This window comes from Arthrobacter sp. D3-18 (assembly GCF_054408525.1).
In genome coordinates this window covers 511125-532681 of sequence record NZ_CP096440.1, presented here as the reverse complement: position 1 = coordinate 532681, position 21557 = coordinate 511125, and the positions used below count along the sequence as shown (strand labels likewise).

The following is a 21557-nucleotide window of genomic DNA, read 5'->3' as shown; positions in this document are numbered from 1 at the left end:
AGCCAGCTAGGCTGGGGTCATGAACCTCTTCTTCAAGCTGATCGGCGCCGGAGTAAGCCTCGGAGCAGGCTTCGTTGGTACCAAACTCGTCAACAAAGGGTGGGAAAAGGCCACTGGCAACAAGCCACCCCTAGGCAACGACGACATGGAATCGAGCCTGCGCTCGGCCCTGACGTTCGCGCTGATCTCAGCCTTTGTCAGCACGCTCATCCAAGTGCTGGCGAGCAGGGGTACGCAGCGCGCCATTGCGCGCTTCGCCAAGACACACGACATCGTCTAGGCCTCCGACACCACAAACAACGCCGGGATACCCATGACGGGTACCCCGGCGTTCGCTGTTTCAGCTGCTGCTAGCGCTCGCTCTCGGGCTCTTGCCCCGCAGCTGCGCGCTGCACCACCGCTTCAAGTTCATCCTTGGTGAGCATTTCGCGGTGTCCGTGCTTGGTGCGGTAGGCGGAGCGGCCCACCATGTGAGCGGATACCGGGGCCGTCAGGAGCTGGAAAATCCACGCCACCAAAAGAACTGGCCATACCCACCAGGTCCGCATCTGGAGGCCGATCGCAGCCAGCATGAGGAACAATCCCAGAACCTGCGGCTTGGTGGCCGCGTGCATGCGGCTCATGAGGTCCGGAAATCTCAACAAGCCGATAGCAGCGCCGAGGGACATCAGTGCGCCCACCACCAGGAACACCGCAGTGACAGCGTCGATCACGGCATCCATACCCGTGGCATCAGGATTCATTGCTCTGCTCCCTCCGCTCGGCCACGAACCGGGCCACGGTCACCGAGCCAATGAACCCGATCACCGCGAGGGCCACTAACAACATCAAGTTGTTCAGGTGCTTGTTCATGGCCATATCGATCGCCAGGGCGGCACCCAGGATTGCCAGCAACACATCCGATGCGAGCACCCTATCCAGCAGGGACGGGCCAATCGCAATCCGGACAATGGCTCCTGCCGCGGCTAGGCTTAGGATCACAGCCGTTGCCACGAGAACGAACTCCTTCATAGCGTTGCCCCTTCCATTCCCGGACGCTGTTCTGCATTGAGGGCTGCGACCTCTTCGCGCGTGCCCATGATGCGGATCAATCTCGCCTCAATGACTCGGGTTTCCTCGCGGATCTTGTCGATGTCCGCTTCCTCATAAATGTTGAGGGCGTGCAGATACAGCGTGGACGTTGAGCGATCCACTTCCACCACCAAGGAGCCCGGGATCAACGAAATGACGTGTCCGGTGGCTGTCACCATCAGGTCTGAGTGGCTCCGCAAGGGAACGGCGACGACGGCGCTACGCACCGCGGGTCCTTTCACTACTGCCAGATACAGGACCAGGAAGCTCGCTGCCACCACTTTGCCGAGGAACATCAGTGCGAAAGGGATAGCGCGCAGAATGTTGAACCTGCCACTGAGCTCCACGGGCGGGAGGTAGAACAGTTTGGCCACCAGCACAGCGATCAGGGCACCAAACAGCAGGTTGCCCGGGCTGAAGTCCCGCCATAGCGCGCCCCACACGATGACCAACCAGATGAGGAGCGGCAACTCCGTGCGGAAGGAAATGGGTTTGCGGCTCATTTGGCATCACCCGACTGTGCCTCACCTGAGGGTGCTTTTACCGGCTGCGGTTCGTCTGTTTGTGCCAGCGGTGGCACCTCAACGGAATCTCCCAAGACCGAGTGGATGTACGCCGAGCGGTCCAGCATGATGCCGGCGGAACCATCAGCTACGCGGAAGAGCGGCCCTGCGAACACAGTGAGTGCCACCCCGAACACCACCAGGCCAGCTGTGGAGCCAACCATGGTGCGGGGCAGGACACCCACATTTCCTGGGGTCATCAGCACAGGGTCCGGATACTCGGCATCCTCAGGTTTGCGCCAGAACGCCCTGTTCCAGACACGGGCGATTGCCAGCAGCGTCAGAAGGCTGGTGACAACACCGCCCACCACCAGCACGATTGCCAGGGGCGTCCCCAACTCCACGCCGGCCTGCAGCAGCCCAAGCTTTCCGAGGAAGCCGGAGAACGGCGGAATGCCCGCAAGGTTCATCGCCGGAACAAAGAACAGTAGGGCAAGCAATGGCGAGAGCTTGGCAAGACCGCCCAAACGGTCAATGGAGGAGCTGCCGCCACGCCGCTCTATGAGTCCTGTGACCAGGAACAAGCTGGTCTGCACGGTGATGTGGTGCGCAACGTAGAAGACCGCAGCGCCCAGCCCGGCCACGGAACTCATGGCGAGGCCAAACACCATGTAGCCGATGTGGCTCACCAGCGTGAAGGACAGGAGACGTTTGATGTCGCTCTGGGCCAAGGCGCCCAGAATTCCGACAATCATGGTCAGTAGCGCCACCACCATCAGTGGGACGTTGAGGGTGTCCCCTGGGAACAAGAGTGTTTCCGTGCGGACCATGGCGTAGACGCCCACTTTGGTCAACAACCCGGCGAACACGGCGGTGACTGGAGCGGGCGCAGTCGGATAGGAGTCCGGAAGCCAGAAGGACAAGGGGAAGACAGCTGCCTTGATGCCGAAAGCCACCAACAGCATCACGTGCAGGAGGTTCTGCGTGCCTTGATCCAGTTCGGCCAGTTTGATGGCCAAGTCGGCCATGGTGATGGTTCCGGTGGCACCGTAGATCATGGCGATCGCGATGAGGAACAGCACGGAAGACACCACGGAAACCACAACATAGGTGACGCCCGCACGGATGCGCGGTCCGGTTCCGCCCAGTGTCATGAGGACGTAGCTGGCCGTCAGCAGGATCTCGAAACCGACGTAGAGGTTGAAGAGGTCACCGGTCAGGAATGCGTTGGATACGCCTGCCACCAGGATGAGGTAGGTGGGGTGGAAGATCGAGACGGGTGCTTCCTGGTCGCCGTCGGCCATCCCCTGACCGGTCGCATAAATGAGCACCGCAAGGCTGACCACGGTGGAAACCACCAGCATGAGCGAAGAGAACTGGTCCACCACAAGGACCACACCCCACGGCGGCAGCCATCCGCCGAGCGTGACGGACGTAGTGCCGCCGTCCCACACGGAGACAAGGAGCAGGCATTCGAGCAGGAGGGTGGCACTCAGGATGCCAATGCTCACTACCCGCTGTGCGCTGTGGTGCCGGATCAGCAGGAACGCCAAGGCAGCACCCAGGATCGGTAAGAGGACAGCCAGCGGCGACAGGTTTGCGAGATTCACGCGCTGCCTCCTTCCTGGGTTGAAGCCGTGTTGGGTGTTTCGGTCGCGTCGGGCCTGTCCTTGCTTGCAGGGCTGGCCGGGGTGATGGCGAATTCGGAAGTTTCCAGCGGGACAATTGCGTCGTCTTCTGCATCGAAGCTGGGAGTCTTGGCCACGCGGACGTCTTCGAGGTCATCCTGGATCTCATCCTGGCGAGCCAGGACCCATGTGCGGTAAATGATGCCGAGCATGAAAGCCGTGACAGCGAAGGAAATGACGATCGACGTCAGGATCAGTGCCTGGGGCAAAGGATCGTTGTACGTCTCCGGGTTCGTTTCCTTGTCGAACAAGGGGGCAAGGCCTGCGTACCCTCCCGTGCTCAGGATCAGGATGTTGGTGGCGTTGGCCAGCAGCATCAAGCCCAACAGCACGCGCGTCAGGCTGCGTTCCAGGATCAGATAGATGCCGCAGGCGTACAGGACACCCATGACGATCAGCAGGGTCAGGTTGATGCTCATGCGTTTGCCTTCCCGGACGCAGCGGATTCGGCGGCTTCCTCGGCAAGGCCAGCATGCCCGGCGGCGTCTTCCTCAGCCAGCGGGGCACCTTTTCCTTCAAAGTGTTCGTCGATCTCGGCACCGAGGCTACGGAGGACATCGAGCGCCAACCCCACCACCACGATGTACACGCCGATATCGAAAATGGTGGAGGTAACGAACTTGACGTCACCGAAGACCGGCAGCCAGAACTCGATAATGGCGCTCTGGAACACCTGTCCGCCCAGGAAGAGCGGCACGACACCGGAGGCGGCCGCCGTCGCAAGTCCTGTCCCCAAAAGGGTTCCCGCGCTGACGGTGGCTGCCTCGCTCAACTCGAACCGCCCACCGGCCAAGTAGCGGATTGTCAGTGCGAGCCCGGCGGTAAGGCCACCGGCGAAGCCTCCGCCCGGCATGTTATGGCCGGCGAGGAGAAGGTAGATGGAGAACACGATCATGGAGTGGAAGATCAGCCTGGTCACTACTTCGAAGATGATCGAGCGGCGTTCAGGGGCCAGCGTGCGGCCTGCAACCAGCCACGCATCGCGGCTGACGTCGGTGAACTTCTTCGCAACGGCTAAGGTAGCGCCGTCGCGGGAGTCGCGGTCGACGCCGGTGCGTCGCCCAACGCTGCCTTCGGGCACGGCCTCCGAGGTCTTGATCCGGTCGCCGCGGCTGCGGACGAAGATCAAGCTGGCTACACCGGTGGCGGCAATCGCCAGCACGGAAATCTCACCGAACGTATCCCAGGCGCGGATATCCACCAGGGTCACGTTGACCACGTTCAATCCCCCGCCGCCTTCATAGGCCAACCGCGGGAATTCCAGTGAGATGGGCGTGGCAACGCGGGCGCCCATGGCGTAAATCGCCACGAAAATCATGGTGATGCCAAAGGCCGCACCAATGATCACACGGATTACCCTGAGCCTTCCCCCGGTCCTGTCCCTCAACTCGGCGGGCAGGCTGCGCATGGCCAGCACGAAAGCAACCAGAACGATGGTTTCCACCAGCATTTGGGTCAGTGCGAGGTCCGGGGCGCCTTGAAGGGCGAACATGAGGGCAATGCCGTAACCCGTGACGGACACCATGAGCACGGCGAGGAAACGCTTGTTGGCCCGGACGGCAGCCAGGGCACCCACCACAATGCCAATGCCTGCCACTACTTGCAGAGGCGAGTTCGGGTCGATGAAGTACATGTCATCCGGCAGGGGCTTGTTCGCCACGATCAGCGCCGTCATTGGGACCGCGAACGCCACCGTCAGGATCACCGCAAGGTAGAAGTACAGCGAACCACGCTGCGTGCGGCCTGTAACCCAAACCGCGATGTCGTCCAGCGCGCCGATGGTGTTCTGGTAGGCCCTGTCACCGTCAACCCAGTCCGGGACCAGGCTTTGGGCACGGGAAACGAGGTTACGCCAGTAGAACATCGCGGCACCGGCCGCGAACGTCAGCGCTGTCAGGCCCAACGCGGGGGTGACGCCATGCCACAAAGCCAAGTGTCCGGCGTCGACCGCGGCCGGACCGTCAGCGAACAGTGCTGCGTAAGGCTGGATCCAGGTATCCACGGGTGTCGGCCATAGTCCGTAGACGATAGTGAGCAAACTTAGGATGGCCGGTGCTGCCAGGAACGCCGGCTTGATGGGCTTGAACGGGGTAGGTTCCACGCCGGGCTTGAGGGCAAAGGCGCCCCACATGAACCGGGCACTGTAGGCGAAGGTCAGGATCGATCCGATCACCAGACCCACCAATATCCAGATGCCCCACGCTGGAGCGCCATCACCGGTGCCGTAGTGGACGAAGGCTTCAAACACTGACTCTTTGGCTACGAAACCTGCCAAGGGTGGCACACCGGCCATGGACGCCGCTGCGATGGCGGCCACCACACCCAGCGCCCGCGACGAACGGAAAACGCCGGAAAGCTTGCGGATATCGCGGGTCCCGGACTGGTGATCGATGATGCCCACTACCAGGAACAGTGAGGCTTTGAACAAGCCATGTGCCAGCAGCAGTCCGAGTCCGGCCAGGGCGGCGTCAGGGCGACCCAATCCCACCACCATGGTGAGGAAGCCCAGCTGGCTGACCGTGCCATAGGCGAGGATGAGCTTGATATCAGTCTGGCGAAGAGCCCGGTAACCACCCACGAGCATGGTGGCCAAGCCCAGCCCCAGAACCACGGGAAGCCAAAACTCGGACGTAGAAAACCCGGGCGCAAGTCGCGCCACGATGTAGATGCCGGCTTTGACCATCGCGGCAGCGTGCAGGTACGCGCTCACGGGAGTCGGCGCAGCCATGGCACCCGGAAGCCAGAAGTGGAACGGCACGAGCGCCGATTTGGTCACCGCCCCGGCCAGGATGAGTACGACGGCGGTGGCCACCGCTCCTTGCATGGGTCCGTCCATGAGCGGCCCGGCTTGGTCCAGTATCGCCGAAATACGATAGGTTCCGGCGGCCTGACCCAGAATGATGAGGCCGACAAGCATGGCGAGGCCACCCGCGGTGGTGACCATGAGTGCCTGCAGTGCCGAACGTCGCGCCGCCAGACGGGTGCGGGCGTAGCCGATCAACAGATAGGAAAGGATGGTGGTGAGCTCCCAGAAGATGAAGAGCATCAGCAGGTCATCGGAGGTCACCAAACCGAACATGGCCCCGGCAAAAGCGAGCAGTTGAGCGCCAAATCCGCCCAGGCCCGCGTCCTTGTTCTTGAAGTACCTGGCGCAATAAACCAAAACCAGGGATCCCACTCCGAGGATCAATAAGGACATCACCCAGGCCAAGGGATCCATACGGAAGGCGAGCTCAAGCTTCAGGCTGGGAATCCATGGGATGACTTCGTATATGCCACCACCGGAATATACAGGGCCGTACTGGAAAAGCAACCAAATAAAGGCGCCTGCGGGAACCGCTGCTAGAGCGTAGAAGGCGTTCCTGCCGAGTTTGCTGAAGATCAATGGCGCCACAGTTGCCGCTACAAAGGTGATGGCGAGAACTGTGATCACTGTTATCTCCGCAAAGTCAGGAACATATTGTCAAAAGTTGGAGCAGGCGGTCATACGTTGGGTTCGGTTTAGCTAGTTTATCAAGGCGAACCGACAGTTTTTGGCATGGGAAGCCGACTGCGCGCATGGCTTAAAGCCGCGTTCTCCACATAGCGGTCTGTCATCTACCCGCCGTTCTCCGCTGTCGCTATAGCATTCAAGCTATGAACGCGGCCGCAGTTCCCGAAGCCTCCCACTCGAAGTCCGAGCTTGCCTCAGGACCCGTCGCTTCCAAGAAGGGACAGATCCTTGCTTGGGCATCCTGGGACTGGGGCTCGGCTGCCTTCCAAGCGGTGATGACCACCTTCGTCTTCACCGTTTACCTCACGTCCAATGCGTTCGGCGGAGAAGATGCGGCATCGGCCGCGCTCGGTGCTGCCCTCGCCGTTGCCGGCCTCGCCATTGCCTTGCTGGCTCCCGTCACCGGGCAGCGTTCCGACGCTGGAGGACGTCGCAAGATGTGGCTCGGCGTCAACACCGCCGCAACCGCTGTTCTTACTGCACTCTGTTTCTTCGTATTCCCCCAGCCGGAGTTCCTGCTCCTGGGAGTATGCCTGATAGCACTCGGCAACATTTTCTTTGAGTTCGCCGGCGTGAACTACAACGCCATGTTGGCCCAAATCTCTACACCCCGGAACATCGGCAGGGTCAGCGGATTTGGCTGGGCCATGGGCTATCTGGGCGGCATCGTCGCGCTCCTCCTTGTTCTGCAGTTATTCGTGCAGCCCTCCTTCGAGTGGTTCGGCGCTTCAACCCAGGACTCCTTGAACATCCGGCTCGTTGCCATCTTCTCGGCACTGTGGTTCTTCATCTTTGCCCTTCCCGTGATGTTCGCCGTTCCTGAAGTTTCCGTGAAGAAGAGCACCGCGTCGCTAGGCTTCATTGCGTCCTACAAGTTGTTGTTCCGCCGCATTGGAGCCATCTATCGGACGAGCCCCCACACCATCTACTTCCTGCTTTCCAGTGCCATTTTCCGTGACGGCTTGGCGGCAGTATTTACGTTCGGCGGCGTCATCGCCGCGGGGACGTTCGGCTTCGAGCTCAAGGACGTCATCTTCTTCGCTATTTTCGGCAACGTCGTAGCTGCCGTCGGTGCAATCATTGGAGGCTTCCTCGACGACAGGATCGGACCGAAGGCAGTCATTATCCTCTCGCTGATTGGACTCCTCGTCGCAGGCACAGCCATTCTGGTCCTGGGTAACGGCGACTACGTTTTCTTTGGAAATGACTGGCCGGGTGCCACTACGTTCTGGGTCTTCGGCCTGCTGCTCTGCTTGTTCGTGGGACCGGCCCAATCGTCCTCACGCGCGTATCTTGCAAGGCTTGCCCCCCACGGAGAGTCCGGGGAGCTTTTCGGGCTCTATGCCACCACCGGGCGTGCCGTCAGCTTCCTCGCACCAACGCTCTTCACGCTGTGTATTGCCATCGCCTCACCGCTTGTCCCGGAAGGTGAAGCCCAGCGCTGGGGCATCATGGGAATCATGGTGGTCCTGCTCGCCGGCCTGTTGGTGATCCTGCCAGTGAAACCACCGGCCAAGGTGGAAATAGCCGTGGTCCCCGAGCGTTAACTACATAGGACTGGCTGAGCATGAACGCCGTACCAGACCCATACAACAGAGTTAGGGTGTAGCTATGAACGTGGATGAGACTGAACTCCCGGGCCTCGGGATCCGCAAGGATTTCGTCACGGCATCGGGGCGTCGCATCGGTGTGGTTGAACTTCGCGAGGGTGAGACCGAGCTGTTCGTGTCCACCTGGGACGACCCCGACACGTGCCAAGCCTCCATCCCGTTGACAGCGGATGAAGCATCGACGCTTGGGAACCTCCTGGGCGGCCAGCACATCGCCATGCGTTTGGCGGAAGAACATCGCGAGATACCAGGCATCGTCACCCGCCAGTTCTCCATCACCCCTGATTCACCCTTCGTCAACCAGCCCATGGGCAAGGCGCAGATCCGCACCCGGAGTGGTGTTTCAATTGTGGCGATCATGCGCGAAGGTGAGGTTGTCCCCTCGCCGGCACCCGACGTCGTACTCCACACCGGTGATCTGCTCGTAGCGGTCGGCACGCAGGAAGGTCTTGACTCGGCAGCCGACATTCTCCGCAACGGCTGACGGGAATGGATCCGCTCGCACTAGCCCTCGTTGAACTGGGGGCCGTCGTCTTCTGCCTCGGTCTCCTTGCTCGATTAGCGGGCCGAATTGGCATGTCCCCCATCCCGCTCTACTTGGTGGGAGGACTGGCATTCGGAGCCGGCGGGTTCGTCAAGTTGGATGGCATGAACGAGTTCGCCCATCTCTCCGGCGAGATCGGCGTTATCCTCCTGCTGCTTATGCTCGGCTTGGAATATACGGCGTCGGAACTCGTCACCGGGCTTAGGCGCTCCTGGCAGGCCGGTGTCATGGATTTTGTCCTCAACTTCCTTCCGGGCGCGGGACTCGCCGTGCTTTTGGGTTGGGGACTTGTGGGGGCCATCGTCATGGGTGGCGTCACCTATATCTCGTCATCCGGAATCGCCGCCAAGGTGATCACTGACCTCGGCCGGATCGGTAACCGCGAAACTCCCGTGGTGCTGTCAATCCTCGTTTTTGAAGACCTCGCAATGGCCATCTACCTCCCGATCCTCACGGCGATCCTTGCCGGCGTGGGCTTCTTGGGCGGACTGCAGACTGTGGGAATTGCCCTTGCAGTGGTCACCGTGGTGCTGGTTATCGCCCTCAAGCACGGGCACCGGGTCTCGCAAGCAGTGCACAGCGAAAACTCCGAAGTCTTCCTGCTGAACGTGCTGGGTCTCGCACTGTTGGTGGCTGGAATCGCGTCAGCTCTGCAGGTGTCCGCCGCAGTGGGTGCCTTCATGCTGGGCATCGCAATCTCCGGTGCCACCGCCCACAACGCCACCAGGATCCTCGAACCGTTGAGGGATCTCTTTGCGGCGATCTTCTTCGTGGCTTTCGGGCTCAACACCGATCCCACATCCATTCCGCCCGTCCTGGGTTGGGCCCTGGTGCTGGCCGTCATCACCGCAGCTACCAAGATGCTCACAGGATTCTGGGCTGCCAAGCGGGCCGGCATTGCAGTCCCCGGCCGTTTCCGCGCGGGGGCTGCCCTGATTGCGCGTGGGGAATTCTCCATTGTCATTGCGGGCCTGGCTGTTGCTTCCGGCGGCGTTCCCGACGAACTTGCTGCACTCGCCACGGCCTACGTCCTGATCATGGCCATCCTTGGTCCGCTGGCCGCCCGGTTTGTGGAGCCCGTGGTGAAGGCCATCCGTAAAACACCGGGAGCTCCGCCGCGGACACAGGAGCGCGCGCCCGCGTAGCGAGCCCCCCGAACCGAGGGGGCGACCTCTTAAGCCAAAGTCCCGAGACCTAACCCCTCGATGCACGGTACCGAAGGGGGCTAGATGGACGTCCGGTGGAAGTTCTGGTGGCTGCGGCTCGCGGTGGGTCCTCGCTGGCCCTGGTAACGGTTGCCGTATTCGCCGGAACCGTAGGGGTGCTCCGCGGAGGACGTCAGCCTGAAGAAGCACAGCTGTCCGATTTTCATGCCCGGCCACAGCTTGATGGGCAGAGTTGCCACATTCGAGAGCTCCAGGGTCACGTGACCTGAGAAGCCGGGGTCGATGAAGCCTGCCGTGGAGTGTGTCAGCAGCCCGAGGCGCCCAAGGGATGACTTCCCTTCGAGACGGGCAGCGATATCGTCGGCCAGGCTGACGGTTTCGTACGTGGAGCCGAGGACGAATTCCCCGGGGTGGAGGATGAAGGGCTCGTCGCCTTCCACTTCCACCAGTCGGGTCAGTTCCGGCTGTTCCTCGGCGGGATCAATGTGGGCATATTTATGGTTGTCGAAGAGCCGGAAAAACCGGTCAATCCGCACGTCAACGGAAGACGGCTGAACCATTGCGGGGTCGTACGGTTCAAGAACAATCCGTTGGGAGTCTATTTCGGCACGAATATCGCGGTCAGAGATCAGCACAGCATCAAAAATACCCCATGCATCACATACCCCATGCATTGTCCGCGGCGCCCCATGGGACTATAGTTCCCGGACATGTAGAACCGCGCCCGTACTTGGGGGCAACGAGCATTCGCGGGGTAATTGTGAGAAAAATGGCTGCGCCTGCCGCTATCGTGCTGGCTGGCGTATTGGCTCTCGGGGTGGCCGCCTCCAGCCAGATTCTCCCGTCAACGCAGACGGTCCCCGGGCCCACGGTCACCCCTTCGTCCGTTGTCCCTTCAGGGATGACGGCACCAAAGGAAACCACGACGGCGGACCCCGCACCTTCAGCGGCCCTCCCCGAGGCTGGCAACGCCTCGGACCCCACCACAGTGCCTGCGCCAGTGACCGGGACGCCGGAGCCGACACCAAGCGCCGGCGCGGGAAGCGACTCGGACAGCGGCCCCGTCGCTATAGATCCGGTGTTTGAGACTCCACCTCCCGTGCCCAACATCGGGCCTTCCTGGGGGCCTGACAATCCCTCGGATCCCGGCGCCACCGAGCCACCCGTAGCGGAGCCGTCTCCACAAGAGACCGTTGGTACTGTTCCGGCCGAACCAAAACCATCCGCTCAGGCCGCCGGGCCAAGTCCGTCTGTGTCTGCAACCGAAACGCCGGCACCAACTCAACCAACTTCCCCCAGCGAAACATCGCCACCCACTGAAACGCCTGCACCAACAGGAAGTCCGTCCCCTGCTCCAACACTCGAAACAGCCTCATCAACCCCGACGGCGACGCCCGAAGCGACACCAACCCCGACGGTAACTCCTACGCCCACCGCCACCCCCTTCCCGGGCAAGAGCCCGAGCAGCAACGTGGATCCGGAGAACGGCGCTCTGGCGCTCCTCCCGGACAGCAACACAGCTGCGATTTTGACGGTGTTCAACGCGATCAACAGCTACCGTGCGTCGCTCGGTCTGGCACCGGTGAAGTACCACGCAACGGTGGCCAGCCTCGCTCAAGACTGGTCCAACAACATCGCAACGCGTGAGGTGATCCAGCACCGCGCCAACTTCTGGACTGATCCCCGGGCGCTCAACCCCAACAACGGCGCGGGTGAAGTCATCGCAGTCCGCTGGGACCGTGACGCAGCGCAGCTTGTGGAGTGGTGGAAGGGTTCTCCCGGTCACGACGCCCTTCTGCGTGATCCCCGATTCAACGTCATGGGCATCGGCATCACGTACACGGACGGCAACTGGCAGACCACCCCCAACCGCTACACGCTGTGGGGCGTAGTGAATTTCTTTGGCTACACATCTTTGCCGGCAGGGACCACCACGAGCCCCGGCGGCACAGTCCCACCGCCAACAGACCCTGTGGGTGTCTGCGAACCTGGCAGCAAACACCAACCGCCCACCCTTAACCTGAGCGCGGCATCCATCACGAGCGCAGCCGACCTCGTGTCGATCGCCGGTGACGGTTCTGTGGTTGTCTACCCATCGTGGGGTGGCGGAAGGTACGGCGGCGGCAAGAGAATCGGCGTCGGCTTCACAGGGCTCAAGGACCTCTTCATCACGGACTGGGACCGCGACGGCGTGTTCGATCTGATCTCTCAAAGGCTCGACGGCGCCCTGCTGGTGTACCCGGGACTTCAGGGAGGCGGGTTCAAGGATCCCATTGCCCTTGGCCAGGGCTGGGGGACCCTGAACATCGCCGTGGGCACTTGGTGCGCCAACAACCGGCTTCCCCAGATCATTGCCATGGACTCCGGAGGCAACCTGTACCTCTATAAGAATGCTGGCCTTGCCTACATTCGTGCCCAAGCGGCAATCGGCACGGGCTTCCCGGCGATCAGGCTAAGCATGGTGGACTACAACGCCGACGGCTTCCAGGACCTCCTCACCACTGAGGCCAATGGAACCCTCAGGCTGTATCGTGGCAGCGGGCTGGGCACACCCAAGCAGGAATCCCGTCCGGTAGTGGGTGCGGAATGGACCGACTACACGGGGTTGCGGGCGCTGCGCGGCGTGACGGGACCCGATTCGACAGGTGTTGCCGGACTGGACCGCAACGGAGTTGTTGAATACTGGGATCTCAACACCGGACGGCTTACCACGCCGGTGACCATCGGCATCGGTTGGGGCGGACTGAAGTTCGCCCAATAGCAGAGCCTGCCACCCAACCCGGATGTCGGCGTCGTGCGCCAACCGCTGCCCGGCGTCGTGCGCCAACCGCTGCCCGGCGTCGTGCGCCAACCCGACGTCGTGCGCCAACCGCTGCCCGGCGTCGTGCGCCAACCGCTGCCCGGCGTCGTGCGCCAACCGCTGCGGCTAAACGTCCGAGTGGGACTCGATGGCAATCTTGAGTTGTTCCAGCTGCGCCACTTCGCCCTCCAGTGCTTTCTGGAATATGCCATTCATAAGCTTCCGCAGGCCCTTCGGATGGTACTCAAGGGCGAACCGGAGGCGGGTGGTGTCACCTTCGGTGCTGAGGTAAAAACCTCCGGTAGGCCGCGCGGGTCCGGCCACCACGGCGTAACGGACTTCGGCTCCCGGGCGGGCTTCGGTGATCCTGAAATCGGCGGCCACGGGGCGGCCGCCGGGGCCGGAAACCGTCTGTTGGTAGAGGGCGCCTTTTTGGCCGCGAATGCCGGAGCGAAGCGCGATACTGCGCACACCCGAACGCCACAGGGAGTTGTTCATCCCGTCCATGAGGAATCCGTAAACGGTCATGGCGTCCTTGCTGATCACCACTTCATTGGCAGCGAATGCCATGGAAAACCTCTTTCGGCGTACGGTCGAGTGTCGTAGCCCGGTTCCCCATACGCTGCAGCTAACACCTTCAGAATAGTCAGCGGCACGCGCCAGCAACACATGACTGCCGAGCCTTGACCGAATGGTTATCTCACGATTTTCCCGGGGTACTGCTGACAGGAGTCCGCGCGCCCGGTAGAGTGCCTGCGGCTGACTACAAGCAAATTGGGGGCGTTATGCGAGGTCAAATCCACTCGGGTTCCATGAGGAACGCACGACGACGGCTGGCGGCTTGCGCTGCTTTCTTCAGCCTGGCCGTGGCTGGCGGCGTCATTGCTGCGGCTCCTGCCACGGCTGCGCCGACCACAGCCGTGCAAGCCACCACAGCCGTGCCAGCCACCGCGGCCGTGACGGCGGCACCGGCCAACGCAAGCGCCGCCGTCGTGCAAGCAGCGATACCGACCACTGCGAATCCACTGCCGAGCGTCGATCCTGTGGGCGACCCCGCGAACTTCTCTGTCCTGGTCAACAAGTCCCGGCCCTTGAATCCTGTGAGCTACGCTCCCGGCGACCTGGTCAATGCCCGCGGTTCCGGCCAGTATCTGCGGGCCGAGGCTGCGGCCTGGCTCAATGGCCTGTTCCAAGGTGCGGTTGATGCCGGCACGGGCGGGCTGGCCGTGGTGAGCGGTTACCGTTCCTATGCGCAGCAGCAGCAGGTCTACTCCTATTACGTCAGCATCTACGGCCAGGCACAGGCGGACCTGATCTCCGCGCGTCCGGGGCACAGCGAGCATCAGACCGGGTTGGCCGTTGACGTCGGGAACGCCAATGGTTCCTGCGGCCTCAGCACCTGTTTCGGGGACACACCAGCTGGGATCTGGGTGGCGGCGAATGCCCACAAGTACGGCTTCATTGTCCGGTACCCCAACGGCTACACGAATGTCACGGGCTACAGCTATGAGCCGTGGCACCTGCGCTACGTCGGGGTGGACCTCGCCACCGACATGAAACGCCGTGGCTTCCCCACCATGGAGCAGTATTTCGCCGGCAACCCTACCGCGTACGCGAGCATCACCTCTGGTGCAGACCTGGTTGCTGCGGACTCCTCCGGGCGGCTGCTTCGCTACCCTGCACATGGTGGTGGCGGCTATGGCATTCCGACGGTGATCGGTTCCAACTGGCAGGGCTTGAAGCAGGCCTTCGTGGTGGACTGGGACGCTGATGGCGTCTACGACATTTTGGCGCAATGGGACAACGGCACCTTGGGCCTGTTCAAGGGTTGGCCCGGCGGTGCTTTCTCCACGCAGATCGTCGTGGGCACAGGTGACTGGGACAAGATGACCATCACTGTGGGTAAATGGTCAGCCGCGCAGGGGTATCCGGGCATCGTGGGCTATTTCCCGGATGGCGGGCTCCGGTATTACCCCAACACCTCTGGCAGGGCATTGACCTACCGTGTGGACATCGGAAGCGGCTGGGCGGGCATGGGTCTGACCATGGCCGACTGGAATGCCGACGGCGCCAACGACATTCTGGCCACCACTACCTCCGGGCACCTGCTCAGCTACCCCGGCAACGGAGGGGGTGGCTTCGCTGGCTTGCCCACCACAGTGGGCTCCGGTTGGGGAACCATGAAGGCACTCGTGCCGAGCTTCGGTTTGTCCGGTCCGGGCACTCGCAGCATCACTGCCCAAACCGTGGACGGCTACCTCGTGGACTACAGGCTGGGGACCGGAGCCTGGGGCGCTCAGCGCCAGGTGGGCAACGGCTGGAATGGTATGAAGCTGTTCAAGTAGGCATCCGGTGCGCCGGTCATGAGGAGTCCTGCAACTGCGCTAAGCTAGGACTCGCTCGGGTGAGTTTCTCCCGGGCAGTGCGGGCGTAGCTCAATGGTAGAGCGCTAGCTTCCCAAGCTCGATACGCGGGTTCGATTCCCGTCGCCCGCTCCAAGAAAACCCCGGGTCCAGCGATCCGGGGTTTTTCTTTGTCCGAGGACTGAACCCCCACCCCGCAGTGAACCCTCGACGACGGCACTCACCAAAGGGGGCCACTTACCCGTCGACCGGGAGGCCTCGTAAGCCTAAACTCTTACGTACATCCACCTATCCGGGAGGTCCTCCAATGACTCTCACCGACGATGGTGAGGCGGGTCCACTCGCCGTCATCAACCGCCTGCTGGAAGCCACGAACAAGCATGATCTTGAAGCCCTGGCTGAGTGTTTCGCGCCGGGTTACGTCAATGAAACACCGGCCCACCCAACCCGGGGATTCACGGGACGGGACACTATCCGCAGCAATTGGGAGCAACTTTTCGCCGGCGTACCGGACATCGCAGCCCGCATGTTGTCGCACAGCGTGAAGGGGAGCAGTGTGTGGACCGAGTTGCATTTGAAGGGCGCACGCCGTGACGGCACCCCGCATGAGATGACCGGCGTCATTATCTTCGGCGTAGAAGAGGGCATCATCAGCAGTGCCCGCTTCTACTTGGAGCCTGTGGAACAGGTTGTGACCGTGGACGACACCGCGGATCGTGTCACTCACCGTGTAACGCATGGCCGTCCGGCGGTTCAGCCAGCCCAGTAGACCGGCGCAGCCTGTCCAGTCAGCAAGGGGCCCGCGGTACAGCGTGCGTGACTCCGACCACAACGCTATCCGGGGAGGTGTATCGTCAGGAGTCAGGAGCCATCGCGGCTCCGCTCTAAGGGAGCCATCATGGGCGACAAATCACCGCGCCAAACTGCGTCAAAGAAATCCAGCAAATCCATCAAGGAAAAGCGAGCGGATAAGCGGGCTTCCGAGTCCTCCGCCACCGAGGCTGCGAAGCCTTCAACCGGCAACAAGAAGTGACCGCACCAAGCGGCCAGCTGAGCATTGGTGTCCTTGCTACTTCGCTGAAACCCAATGAGCGGCGCTTGCCGATCCACCCGCAGCATTTGGAACGCATTGCTCCGGAAGTACGCCAGCAGCTTCATTTTGAGTACGGCTACGGCGAGCGGTTCGGTGTCCCCGACAGCAAGCTGGAATCATTGGTGGGCGGCCTCGGCACACGCCAGGAGCTAATCGCCAACAACGACGTCATCCTCCTGCCCAAGCCACAGGCCCAAGACCTGGCAGAACTCCGTGACGGCCAAACCTTGTGGGGCTGGCCGCACTGCGTCCAAGACCGGGCCATCACCCAGTTGGCGATTGACAAGAAGCTCACGCTCATCGCTTTTGAGGCCATGAACCACTGGGCGGGCGACGGCGGCTTCGGCCTGCACGTCTTCCACAAGAACAACGAACTCGCCGGCTACTGCTCCGTGCTGCATGCACTGGCCTTGACTGGTTCCACCGGCGATTACGGCCGACGCCTTAGCGCCGTGGTCATCGGTTTCGGGGCCACCGCCCGTGGTGCCGTCACCGCGCTCAACGCCCACGGCGTCCACGACGTCCAAGTGCTCACCAACCGGGGCGTCGCCGCCGTCGGGTCCCCGATTCATTCAGTGCGGATCGTGCAGTTCGACCATGACAGCAAGGCGCCGTTCCTCAGCGAAGTCATCACGGATAAGGGACGCAAGCCCTTGGCGCCGTTCCTGGCCGCGGCGGACATCGTGGTCAATTGCACCCTGCAGGACCCGAACGCCCCGCTGACCTACCTCCGCACGGAGGACCTGGCGGAATTCCAGCCGGACAGCCTGATCGTTGATGTGTCCTGCGACGAAGGCATGGGCTTCAGCTGGGCGCGGACCACCACGTTCCACCAGCCCATGTTCCGTGTGGGCGGGCACGTTAACTACTACGCCGTTGACCACAGCCCGTCATACCTTTGGAACTCGGCCAGCTGGGAGATCAGCGAAGCCCTGCTTCCGTTCCTGGACACCGTAGTGGCGGGACCGCAGGGCTGGGATGCCAACGAGACCGTCTCACGTGCCATTGAGATCCGTGAAGGTGTTATCCGCAATCCGGACGTCCTGGAGTTCCAGGGACGCTCAACGGAGTACCCGCACCTGCCTGTGGCACAGCTTCAGCCAAGATAGTCCACAAAGAATGAAGCGCCCCCGGCTGCCGGGGGCGCTTCATTCTCTTTAAACCGTCTGCGGCTCCTGCACGATCCGCAGGACCCGACGCCGATCGCGCAGGTCCACTTTGATGTGCAGGGATGACTTCCGGGCCAGTACGACGGCGACTACCGCAGCCGCGATGGCCGGCACCCCACCGGAGATCAGGACGGCCAGGTGCGGGCCGAGGTGCTCGGCGAGCCAACCCATCATGGGGCCGCCGATTGCCTGCCCACCGATCAGCACCACGAGGTACAGGCTCATGACGCGGCCTCGAATGCTCATGTTGGAGCTGGTCTGCACCATTTGGTTGGCCGCGGTGAGGAACATGAGGCACCAGAATCCGGCGAGGACCATGGTGACGCTGAACCAGACCATGGTTGGCATGAGCGAAGAGACGCAGAGCATCAAGCCATACAACCCGGCGGACGTCACCACCGACCGCAACCGCAGCTGACGACGGCGGGTGGACGCCACAGCGCCAGTCAGTGCACCGAGCGCAACCATCGCATTGAGCAGGCCGTAGCCTCCGGCGCCGGCGTCGTACACGTGGTCCGCAAACGCGGCCAGCAGCACCGGCAGGCTCATGGCGAAAACTGCCACGAAGCCGGCCATCAACCACGGCCAGTAAATAGTGGGCTTGCTGAGCGCGTAGTTGAGTCCTTCGCGGAGCATTCCCTTCTTGCGAGGGGTCGGCTGGCTGAGGTGTAACTGGTCCTTGCGGAGGATCATCAGCATCGCAACAGTGGAGCAGCACGCCACGGCGTTCGCAGCGAAGGCCCATCCGGCACCCACGGCGGTGAGCAGCACACCGGCCAAGGCGGGACCAATTAGTCCGCCGAGCTGGAACGTCGTGGAGTTAACGCTGATGGCATTCCGGAGGTATTTGGGGCCGACGAGCTCGTTGACGAACACTTGCCGGGCCGGCTGGTCCAGGACCGTCACAAAACCCAAGACCAGAGCAATGACGTACACATGCCAGACTTCAACGCGTTGGCTCAGGGAGAGCACCGCCAACACGGCCGCGAGCACAGCCGCCGCGGATTGGCAGATGATGAGGATTTTTCGCTTGGCAAAGCGGTCGGCAATCATGCCGCCCCACGGGCCAAGGAAAAGTGAAGGCATGAACTGCAATGCCACAGTAATTCCTACGGCGGTGACGGAACCGGAAAGCTGCAGCACCATCCAATCTTGGGCGATGCGCTGCATCCAGATCGCGATCACCGCAATGAAATGGCCGATCGCGAAGATCCTGAAGTTGGGGACCTTCAGGGAGATGAAGGTATGCCGCCAGGGCAGCTTTTCACTCACGACGGCGAGTGGCTGGGTGACGGTGTCCGCGGGCTGAGGTGCGGATAGGGAATCGATGACGGGCTGGCTGACGTTTGCCGCTGAAGGCGGTGGGGGTGCCAAAGGTAGTCCTCGGATGGAGAGTTTCGGTGGGATGCGTTTAACGCTAGGGTTGCGAGCAGCAATTATGGAAGCGTATTGCGCCTATAACTAGCATTGCGGAACGCAATGAGCTCTCTTCATCGGCGCAGTACTCCGGCCCGGCGTTGACCTGCGCTTTAGGAGTTCCGTGTTCGAACCTGTCCAGCTACGTTCCTTTTTGGCCGTCGCAGAAACGCTGAGTTTCACTAAGGCCGCAGAGCGCCTTGGGCTCGCGCAGCCCACCGTCAGCCAGCATGTCCGCAAGCTTGAGGCCGCTGCCAAGCGGGTGCTGGTTGCCCGCGATACGCGCGAGGTCCGGCTCACCGACAACGGCGACGCCATGGCCGGTTTTGCCCGCAGCATCCTCGCCGCCCATGACTCCGCCGCCCGCTACTTTTCCGGTTCGGCCATGAGAGGTCGCCTCCGGTTTGGCACCGCCGACGACCTCGCCATTACCGGCCTCCCCCGGATCCTCCGCGAGTTCCGGCAGTTGTACCCCCAGATCAACCTGGAGCTCACCGTCAGCCAAAGCGACCAGCTCTACAAACGACTCAATGCCGGCCAGCTTGATTTGGTGTTCGTGAAATGGGTGGCCGGGGCGAAGGAAGGCACGGTGGTCCGGCACGACAACTTCGCCTGGGTCGGCGTCGAGCAGACCGTGCTGGAACCCGGGGCACCCGTCCCCCTCATCGCCTACCCCGCGCCAAGCCTGAGCCGAAAACTGGCCATTGATGCGCTGGAAGCCGAAGGCCGGACCTGGCGGATCACGTGCAGCACCAAGCAAATCAGTGGAGTGCTCGCGGCCGTGCGTGCCGGCATCGGAGTTGCAGTGATGCCGGCGTCGCTGGTGCCCGAGGACCTGAAGGTCATTACGCAGCGGTTCGGGCTGCCGCCTGTAGGCGACGTCGATTTCACCCTGATCCGGAATCCGTTGGCCAACGCCGAAGTCATCGATGCCCTCACGCAGGCCATCATGGGCAGGACGCTGAGCAAGTCGAACTAGCGGGCGTGCGTAGTAGGCTCACCAAATGATTCACAAGCTCACTACGCCGTCGGCAAGTTTCCATACCTCCTGGCTGGAAAGTTTTGACGAGTGGGGAACCCTCGACCAAGACGGTTCTGCGGCCTTTGTGGCAGCGAAATACGACTTGGATCTTCGCGACAGCAGTGACTTCGCGAAATGGGTTGAAGTACTGCATGAATTGCCCAGGCAAAGCTTCCGGCCGCCCGAGGGGTTGGCCAACCAAAGCACCATTTGGGTGGTTCGGGATGCTACCTACCTGGGCTCCGTCAGCCTGAGGCACGCACTCGCAAACGAATACTTGACCGAAGTAGGCGGTCACATCGGCTACGGAATAAGGCCAAGCGCAAGAGGCCACGGCCTCGCCAAGTTTGCCCTGAAGGGTGCCATGGAAGAAGGACGCGCGCTCGGAATGAAGCGCGTCCTGGTGACTTGCAAGCAGCCCAATGTGGCATCCGCCCGCACCATCGAGTCGTGCGGAGGCATCCTTGAGAGCGTCCGCACTCCAGAGAGTTTTGCCCCGGAGCTTGGTGTCACCGAATCGATCCGAAGATACTGGATCGATCTGTAGAAGCGCGGCCATGGTCATGGCTGACTTGGGGCGTTCGCTGCATTTTCCGCCGTTTGCACCAGTAACCTCGGGTGCGCATGGCGGGAACGGGTGCGGCCTTGGTGCTCAAGGGGTGCGCACGGCGGGAACGGGTGCGGCCTTAGTGCTCAAGGGGTGCGCACGGCGGGAACGGGTGCGGCCTTTGGGGCGTAAGGGGTGCAAACGGCGGGAAGTAGGTATGGATGTGTTCAACAGGCGATACGCCCTTACTGGGTAAGCGCATTCCCGATATCCTGTGACCATGATCGACCTCACGACTCTGGCTGACCTCACGCCCGGCATCTGCTCCGTCACTCTCCGCTCGCACGGGATAGACGATGTGGTCCGAATTTCTTCGGACGCAGGCTTGGCCGGGATCGAGTGGGGTACCGATGTGCACGTCGGCGATTCCGAGTCAGCGGCGCACGCCAAGGAAGCCACGGTGGCTGCCGGACTCGCCGTCCTCTCGCTCGGCTCCTACTACCGCTGCGGCGCGTTCGGCGATTTTGGGCGGGCGTTGGACCTTGCCACAGCTCTGGGCGCTCCAAGGATCCGAGTGTGGGCCGGGGAACTTGGCTCTGCCGAGGCCAATGAGGGTCACTGGGATGCGGTGGTCAAAGATACCCGGCGAATTGCCGATATGGCGGCCGACCGCGGCATCGCCATCGCTTTCGAGTACCACGGCAACACCCTTACCGACTCCCCTGCCACCACCCTCGACTTACTGAACCGGGTGAATCACCCCAACGTCGGCACCTACTGGCAGCCCGCCGTCGGGCTTTCGGACAAGCAGGCGCTTGAGTCCCTCCACGAAGTCTTGCCGCACCTGGCGGGCGTTCATTGCTTCTCTTGGGGACCCGAAGCCGAGCGCTTTCCGCTACGGAACCGAAAGCTGCTGTGGCAGACCGTCACGGATGTCCTGCGGGGCAACGGCAAGGATATGGACATCATGCTGGAATTCGTCGAGGACGACCTGCCGGACAACGTCCTCAACGACGCCGCTTTCCTGCACACGATCACTTTGGGCGAGGACTAGCAACGACATCGCGTGACTA

21 protein-coding genes and 1 tRNA gene are annotated in these 21557 nt (G+C 62.1%); 13 read left to right on the top strand and 9 right to left on the bottom strand.

Annotated elements, in window-relative coordinates; genetic code table 11:
* Positions 1-19 precede the first annotated feature (19 nt).
* Positions 20-280 (top strand): DUF4235 domain-containing protein, encoded by a 261-nt coding sequence (locus tag M1D89_RS04540; protein WP_017199491.1) that lies wholly within the window; start codon positions 20-22, stop codon positions 278-280.
* A 70-nt stretch (positions 281-350) separates the two neighbouring features.
* Here M1D89_RS04540 and mnhG read toward each other — a convergent pair whose 3' ends face one another.
* Genes mnhG through M1D89_RS04510 form a run of 6 tightly spaced genes read right to left on the bottom strand, consistent with a single transcriptional unit; the run spans position 351 to position 6695 of the window.
* Positions 351-743, bottom strand: coding sequence for a monovalent cation/H(+) antiporter subunit G (gene mnhG / locus M1D89_RS04535; protein WP_498648424.1), 393 nt, complete (start codon positions 741-743; stop codon positions 351-353).
* The gene (locus M1D89_RS04530; protein ID WP_017199493.1) at positions 733-1011 is read right to left on the bottom strand and encodes an MrpF/PhaF family protein; all 279 of its coding nucleotides are present in this window, start codon (positions 1009-1011) and stop codon (positions 733-735) included. Before M1D89_RS04530 ends, mnhG begins: the two co-directional genes overlap by 11 nt.
* Positions 1008-1574: a Na+/H+ antiporter subunit E gene (locus M1D89_RS04525; RefSeq protein ID WP_498648421.1), complete on the bottom strand. Its 567-nt coding sequence runs from the start codon at positions 1572-1574 to the stop codon at positions 1008-1010. Before M1D89_RS04525 ends, M1D89_RS04530 begins: the two co-directional genes overlap by 4 nt.
* Positions 1571-3184: a Na+/H+ antiporter subunit D gene (locus M1D89_RS04520; RefSeq protein WP_498648419.1), complete on the bottom strand. Its 1614-nt coding sequence runs from the start codon at positions 3182-3184 to the stop codon at positions 1571-1573. The genes M1D89_RS04525 and M1D89_RS04520 overlap by 4 nt, the downstream gene beginning before the upstream one ends.
* On the bottom strand, positions 3181-3681 hold the full coding sequence (locus M1D89_RS04515) for a Na(+)/H(+) antiporter subunit C (RefSeq protein WP_498648417.1): 501 nt from the start codon (positions 3679-3681) through the stop codon (positions 3181-3183). The genes M1D89_RS04520 and M1D89_RS04515 overlap by 4 nt, the downstream gene beginning before the upstream one ends.
* Positions 3678-6695: a Na+/H+ antiporter subunit A gene (locus M1D89_RS04510; protein WP_498648414.1), complete on the bottom strand. Its 3018-nt coding sequence runs from the start codon at positions 6693-6695 to the stop codon at positions 3678-3680. The genes M1D89_RS04515 and M1D89_RS04510 overlap by 4 nt, the downstream gene beginning before the upstream one ends.
* A 203-nt stretch (positions 6696-6898) precedes the next feature.
* Here M1D89_RS04510 and M1D89_RS04505 point away from each other — a divergent pair, with 203 nt between their 5' ends.
* The 3 genes from M1D89_RS04505 to M1D89_RS04495 all read left to right on the top strand — a co-directional run bounded on the left by M1D89_RS04505 (position 6899) and on the right by M1D89_RS04495 (position 10054).
* Positions 6899-8302 carry an MFS transporter gene (locus M1D89_RS04505; RefSeq protein ID WP_498648412.1) on the top strand — a complete coding sequence of 468 codons (1404 nt, stop codon included), beginning with the start codon at positions 6899-6901 and terminating at the stop codon, positions 8300-8302.
* A gap of 64 nt (positions 8303-8366) precedes the next feature.
* Positions 8367-8849 carry a cation:proton antiporter regulatory subunit gene (locus tag M1D89_RS04500; protein ID WP_017199499.1) on the top strand — a complete coding sequence of 161 codons (483 nt, stop codon included), beginning with the start codon at positions 8367-8369 and terminating at the stop codon, positions 8847-8849.
* Positions 8850-8854: 5 nt separating this feature from the next.
* The gene (locus M1D89_RS04495) at positions 8855-10054 is read left to right on the top strand and encodes a cation:proton antiporter (RefSeq protein WP_498648409.1); all 1200 of its coding nucleotides are present in this window, start codon (positions 8855-8857) and stop codon (positions 10052-10054) included.
* Between the two features lie 80 nt (positions 10055-10134).
* On the opposite strand, the gene dcd is transcribed toward M1D89_RS04495, so the two are convergent.
* Positions 10135-10710 (bottom strand): dCTP deaminase, encoded by a 576-nt coding sequence (gene dcd, locus M1D89_RS04490; RefSeq protein ID WP_011776299.1) that lies wholly within the window; start codon positions 10708-10710, stop codon positions 10135-10137.
* Between the two features lie 134 nt (positions 10711-10844).
* Here dcd and M1D89_RS04485 point away from each other — a divergent pair, with 134 nt between their 5' ends.
* Positions 10845-12836 carry a CAP domain-containing protein gene (locus M1D89_RS04485; RefSeq protein WP_498648407.1) on the top strand — a complete coding sequence of 664 codons (1992 nt, stop codon included), beginning with the start codon at positions 10845-10847 and terminating at the stop codon, positions 12834-12836.
* 165 nt (positions 12837-13001) lie between these two features.
* On the opposite strand, the gene M1D89_RS04480 is transcribed toward M1D89_RS04485, so the two are convergent.
* Positions 13002-13445 carry an SRPBCC family protein gene (locus M1D89_RS04480; protein WP_498648405.1) on the bottom strand — a complete coding sequence of 148 codons (444 nt, stop codon included), beginning with the start codon at positions 13443-13445 and terminating at the stop codon, positions 13002-13004.
* 242 nt (positions 13446-13687) lie between these two features.
* Here M1D89_RS04480 and M1D89_RS04475 point away from each other — a divergent pair, with 242 nt between their 5' ends.
* From M1D89_RS04475 to M1D89_RS04455, 5 genes are all read left to right on the top strand, one after another.
* Positions 13688-15220, top strand: coding sequence for a M15 family metallopeptidase (locus M1D89_RS04475; RefSeq protein WP_498648403.1), 1533 nt, complete (start codon positions 13688-13690; stop codon positions 15218-15220).
* Positions 15221-15299: 79 nt separating this feature from the next.
* Positions 15300-15373 (top strand) — tRNA-Gly (locus M1D89_RS04470).
* A gap of 172 nt (positions 15374-15545) precedes the next feature.
* Entirely contained in the window at positions 15546-16007 is a 462-nt protein-coding gene (locus M1D89_RS04465; protein WP_498648401.1) for a nuclear transport factor 2 family protein, read from the top strand.
* Between the two features lie 129 nt (positions 16008-16136).
* Complete coding sequence (locus M1D89_RS04460; protein WP_011776304.1) at positions 16137-16271, top strand: hypothetical protein; 135 nt, start codon at positions 16137-16139, stop codon at positions 16269-16271.
* Positions 16268-17440, top strand: a complete 1173-nt coding sequence (locus M1D89_RS04455; protein ID WP_498648399.1) for a N(5)-(carboxyethyl)ornithine synthase — start codon at positions 16268-16270, stop codon at positions 17438-17440. The genes M1D89_RS04460 and M1D89_RS04455 overlap by 4 nt, the downstream gene beginning before the upstream one ends.
* A gap of 48 nt (positions 17441-17488) precedes the next feature.
* On the opposite strand, the gene M1D89_RS04450 is transcribed toward M1D89_RS04455, so the two are convergent.
* Positions 17489-18874, bottom strand: a complete 1386-nt coding sequence (locus M1D89_RS04450) for an MFS transporter (protein ID WP_498648397.1) — start codon at positions 18872-18874, stop codon at positions 17489-17491.
* Positions 18875-19040: 166 nt separating this feature from the next.
* Here M1D89_RS04450 and M1D89_RS04445 point away from each other — a divergent pair, with 166 nt between their 5' ends.
* The 3 genes from M1D89_RS04445 to M1D89_RS04435 all read left to right on the top strand — a co-directional run bounded on the left by M1D89_RS04445 (position 19041) and on the right by M1D89_RS04435 (position 21538).
* Positions 19041-19895: a LysR substrate-binding domain-containing protein gene (locus tag M1D89_RS04445; protein WP_024818365.1), complete on the top strand. Its 855-nt coding sequence runs from the start codon at positions 19041-19043 to the stop codon at positions 19893-19895.
* A gap of 25 nt (positions 19896-19920) precedes the next feature.
* The gene (locus M1D89_RS04440; protein WP_498648395.1) at positions 19921-20484 is read left to right on the top strand and encodes a GNAT family N-acetyltransferase; all 564 of its coding nucleotides are present in this window, start codon (positions 19921-19923) and stop codon (positions 20482-20484) included.
* A gap of 280 nt (positions 20485-20764) precedes the next feature.
* Positions 20765-21538, top strand: a complete 774-nt coding sequence (locus M1D89_RS04435; protein ID WP_498648393.1) for a sugar phosphate isomerase/epimerase family protein — start codon at positions 20765-20767, stop codon at positions 21536-21538.
* Positions 21539-21557 lie beyond the last annotated feature (19 nt).